Origin of the sequence: Polaromonas sp. (assembly GCF_013817205.1) — a bacterium.
In the GTDB taxonomy this organism is placed as follows: domain Bacteria; phylum Pseudomonadota; class Gammaproteobacteria; order Burkholderiales; family Burkholderiaceae_C; genus Polaromonas.
The window spans coordinates 1-4,075 of sequence record NZ_JACDDD010000137.1 but is presented as its reverse complement, the minus strand read 5'-3'; the positions used below and the strand labels follow the sequence as shown (position 1 = coordinate 4,075).

4 protein-coding genes and 1 pseudogene are annotated in these 4,075 nt (G+C 64.3%); 4 read left to right on the top strand and 1 reads right to left on the bottom strand.

Annotated features, from left to right (window positions below):
• Positions 1-458 (bottom strand): annotated as a pseudogene (locus H0W47_RS18390) (phosphomannomutase/phosphoglucomutase); the annotation flags it as partial.
• Positions 459-571: 113 nt separating this feature from the next.
• On the opposite strand from H0W47_RS18390, the gene H0W47_RS18385 reads away from it, so the two are divergent.
• From H0W47_RS18385 to H0W47_RS18370, 4 genes are all read left to right on the top strand, one after another.
• A complete protein-coding gene (locus tag H0W47_RS18385) occupies positions 572-2,164 on the top strand; it encodes a DNA-3-methyladenine glycosylase 2 family protein (protein WP_296927027.1) in 1,593 nt (530 codons plus the stop codon).
• 168 nt (positions 2,165-2,332) lie between these two features.
• On the top strand, positions 2,333-2,854 hold the full coding sequence (locus H0W47_RS18380) for a methylated-DNA--[protein]-cysteine S-methyltransferase (RefSeq protein WP_296927025.1): 522 nt from the start codon (positions 2,333-2,335) through the stop codon (positions 2,852-2,854).
• Positions 2,851-3,756: a DMT family transporter gene (locus tag H0W47_RS18375; protein WP_296927023.1), complete on the top strand. Its 906-nt coding sequence runs from the start codon at positions 2,851-2,853 to the stop codon at positions 3,754-3,756. The genes H0W47_RS18380 and H0W47_RS18375 overlap by 4 nt, the downstream gene beginning before the upstream one ends.
• Entirely contained in the window at positions 3,753-3,917 is a 165-nt protein-coding gene (locus H0W47_RS18370; RefSeq protein ID WP_296927021.1) for a hypothetical protein, read from the top strand. The genes H0W47_RS18375 and H0W47_RS18370 overlap by 4 nt, the downstream gene beginning before the upstream one ends.
• The last annotated feature ends 158 nt before the right edge of the window (positions 3,918-4,075 follow it).

Genomic DNA, 4,075 nt, shown 5'->3' with positions numbered 1-4,075 from the left:
CCCCTAGGAAAATTAGCCCCCCCGGGGGGCAGCGCAGTACGCGCAGCGACAAGCGTGGGGGCCTCCATCATCTTGCGCAGGCCCTGGATTTCGTCACCGTAAATCGCGCGACCGGCCAGCAACATCTTGAAGCCGTTGTAGTCCTTGGGGTTGTGGCTGCCGGTGATCTGGATGCCGGAGTTCGCCAGCGTGCTAGCCGCGAAATACAGCATGGGCGTGGTGACCATGCCGACGTCCATCACATCGACACCGCTGGCAACCAGGCCACGGACCAGGGCCGCGCTGAGCGCCGGCCCACTCACACGGCCGTCGCGGCCCACGGCGACCACTGTCTCGCCTTGCAGCTGTGCGGCGGCGCCAAAGGCGCGGCCCAGGGCCTCTGCCACAGACTCGTTGACGGTAGAGGGCACGACGCCGCGGATGTCGTAGGCCTTGAAAATCGCTGGGTTCACCTGCATCGGTCGGGATCTTCCTGAGGGCGTGGGTACGGCGGCTATTGTAGGCGCGGGCTCCAGGGGGAAGATGTCCGAAAACGGCTAGTACCAGTCAAACTGCGCCGTATGATCCGCCCATGACTGCTGAAACCGCCCTGCTCGCCGACGACGCCTGTTACCTCGCGCTGAAGACCCGGGACGCACGCTTCGATGGCAGCTTTTTCACCGGCGTGACCTCCACCGGCATTTACTGCCGGCCGGTCTGCAGCGTGAAGACGCCCAAACGCGAGAACTGCCGCTTTTTCGGCCACGCGGCGCAAGCGGAAGACGCCGGTTTCAGGCCCTGCCTGCGTTGCCGCCCCGAGCTGGCGCCGCATTCGGTGGTGTGGTCGATCCAGGATGCGAGCTACATCCTGGCGCATCAAGCGGCGCGATTGCTCGACGAACCTGAAGCCTGGACAGATAGGGCCCCCACGCTCGGCACTGGCGTATCCTCGCTGCCCCCCGAGGGCGCTGTGCTTGCTCGGGGCGGCCCTTCGCGGCGCACGCTCGTGTCGTCCGAACCGACGGTGGCAGGCCTGGCCACCAAGCTGGGCGTCAGCGACCGCCACGTCCGGCGCATTTTTGAAGCACAGTTCGGCGTCTCGCCCATGCAGTACCTGCAAACGCGCCGGCTGCTGACGGCCAAGCAACTGCTGGCCGACACCACGCTGCCGATCACTCAGATCGCGCTGATCAGCGGTTACGCCAGTGTGCGCCGCTTCAACGCCGCCTTTGTCGGCCACTACGGGCTGAACCCGACGCAGTTGCGGCGCCAGGGCGGGACACCGAACGGGCGCGGCATTGCGGTGAAGCTGGGCTACCGGCCCCCCTATGACGTGGCCGCTATGGTGGCGTTTTTTCGCAAACGTCAGATCAACGCTATCGAATTTGTAGCTGATACCCCAGGTGGTACAGGGCTTGGACGCACTTTTCGTATCGAAAACGGCGGCAAGGTGCATGCCGGTTGGTTGCTGGTGAACTTCGATGAAAGCCGCTGCCACGTCAGCTTGCAGGTCAGCGACTCACTGCGCGAAGTGCTGCCGTTGGTGATACGCCGGGTGCGCGCCATGCTGGACCTCGACGCCGACCCGCAGGCCATCAATGCCGTACTGCATGACAGCTTTCCCGGCGGCGACGGCCTGCGCGTGCCCGGCGCCATGGACGGCTACGAGCTGGCGGTGCGTGCCGTGCTGGGCCAGCAGATCACGGTGGCAGCGGCGCGCACTCTGGCGCAGCGTTTGGTCGACAAACTCGGCGAGCCGATCGAGACGCCATGGCCAGGCCTGACACGCCTCTTCCCACCGGCCACCGTGCTGGCGCAGGCCAGCGGCGATGCGCTTGGGCAACTGGGCATCGTGCGCCAGCGCCAGGCGGCGATTGTCGGCATCGCGCAGGCGGTGGCGTCAAGGCGCGTGCAACTGCATGGCGGCGCCGACGTCAACGCCACGATTGCGGCGCTGAAAGAATTGCCCGGCATCGGCGACTGGACCGCGCAATACATCGCCATGCGCGCGCTGCGCTGGCCCGATGCCTTTCCGGCCGGCGACGTGGCGCTGCACAAGGCACTGGGTGTGCAAGGCCGGAAGAACCCGGCGAAAGAAGCTGAGCTGGCATCGCTGGCCTGGAAACCCTGGCGCAGTTACGCCGTGATTCGCGCCTGGAGCGGGGCGATGCTGCAGCCTGGTTAAGGAGCAGATGGTGATTAATGCAATTCGGGAATGAATACAGCCCCTCGATTTCATTGGACGGTCCGGCACGCCGGCGCGACCATCACAAGTGAATGATCGAGGCAGGCTTTTGCGGAAAACAGCGCGCCACACCGCGCACCTAACTCGAAACCATTCAAAGGTCAAAAAATGAAATTCGACCCCTCCATCGTTCAGACCACATTCCAGAGTCCTCTGGGAAAAATGATTATTGCTGCGACCCACAAGGGCTTGGCAGGCCTCTGGTTTGACGGCCAGAAACACCTGCCTGCTGAATTGACTGGCCCTGTTGTGTGGCCCACCGTACCCGGACACCCGGTACTTCAAAAAGTCATTGTCCAACTGACCGAGTATTTCTCCGGCCAGCGCAGCGGTTTTGATGTGCCGCTCGACCTGGCTTACGGCACGGCTTTCCAGCAATCTGTATGGCAGGCGCTGCTGAAGATTCCGCAAGGCGGCACCGCAAGTTATGGCGAGGTGAGCCAGCGCATCGGCAAACCGGCTGCCGTACGCGCCGTGGGCGCAGCGGTGGGCCGCAATCCGGTCAGCATCATCGTGCCCTGCCACCGCGTCATGGGGGCGAGTGGCGCGCTCACGGGCTATGCGGGCGGGCTGGAGCGCAAAAGCGCACTGCTCAGGCTTGAAGGCGCTTTGCCGGGGGGCGCTGCGTGACCCTTGCTGTTCCCGCCTTCAAAAGCACAAGCTGGCTCGGCGACTTCATCTTACTGGCAGCGATCTGGGGTTCGTCTTTTCTGTTCACGCGTTTTGCGGTGCTGGATTTTGGCCCCTGGCCCACCGCTGCGGTGCGCGTCGCCATCGCCGCAGCCTTTCTGCTGCCGCTGGTGCTGCTGCGCGGACATGGCGCAACACTGCTAAAGAACTGGCGCCGCGTGTTTCTGGTCGGCCTGTTCAACTCGGGGATTCCGTTTGCGTGTTTTGCGTTTGCGCTGCTGTCCATCACCACCGGGCTGTCGGCGATTTTGAATGCGACCGTCCCCATGTTCGGCGCCATCGTCGCCTGGTTCTGGCTGAAAGACCGACCTACCGGATCGCGCGTGCTGGGGCTGCTGATAGGTTTTGCCGGTGTGGCCATGCTAGCCTGGGACAAGGCGACCTTCAAGCCTGACGCCTCGGGCGTGGCCCCGGGCTGGGCCGTGCTGGCCTGCCTGTTTGCCTGTGTTTGTTACGCGCTGTCGGCCAGTTACGCCAAGCGCCACCTCACCGGCCTGCCGCCGCTGGTCACCGCCGCCGGCAGCCAGATCGGCGCAACCCTGGGCCTGGCCCTGCCCGCCGCCTGGCTGTGGCCCGCAAAAATGCCGGGCAGCAGCGCCTGGCTGTCGTTGCTCGTGGTCGGCGTTCTTTGCACCGGCATTGCCTACGTGCTCTACTTTCGGTTGATCGAAACCGCCGGGCCACCACGCGCGCTGGCCGTGACCTTTGTGGTGCCGGTGTTTGCGGTACTTTATGGCGTGGTGTTTCTCGGCGAAGCGGTCACGCTGTGGATGCTGCTGTGCGCGGTGGTCATCATCTGCGGCACAGCGCTGTCCACCGGTTTGTTGAAGCTGGGCCGATGACCGCGACACGCAAAACCAAGTTCAAGCTGCCGGCACCCCGGCAGCGCAACCCGCTGGTGGCGCCCGCGCTGCAGCGCAAGGCGGGCTCCCACCAGAAATCCGCCGCCGCCCTGCGCCGTGCCGACAAGATGGCGCTCAAGAAGCAGATCAACGAACGCTGAACCCGGGCTCTAGGCAAAGCTGGCCAGCACATTGAATCGCCCCGGGTTTCATGGAGGCTGTTTGGTTTAAGTCATGCCTCCACCGTGGAGGCTTGACTGGCGAGTTGCCGGTAGTAGTTTGCCTCAGCTTCTGCCGGAGGTATATATCCGATAGGGCC

Coding starts and splice junctions, on each gene's coding strand:
- H0W47_RS18370 (WP_296927021.1), top strand. CDS start 3,753: ATGACCGCGACACGCAAAACCAAGTTCAAGCTGCCGGCACCCCGGCAG.
- H0W47_RS18380 (WP_296927025.1), top strand. CDS start 2,333: ATGAAATTCGACCCCTCCATCGTTCAGACCACATTCCAGAGTCCTCTG.
- H0W47_RS18385 (WP_296927027.1), top strand. CDS start 572: ATGACTGCTGAAACCGCCCTGCTCGCCGACGACGCCTGTTACCTCGCG.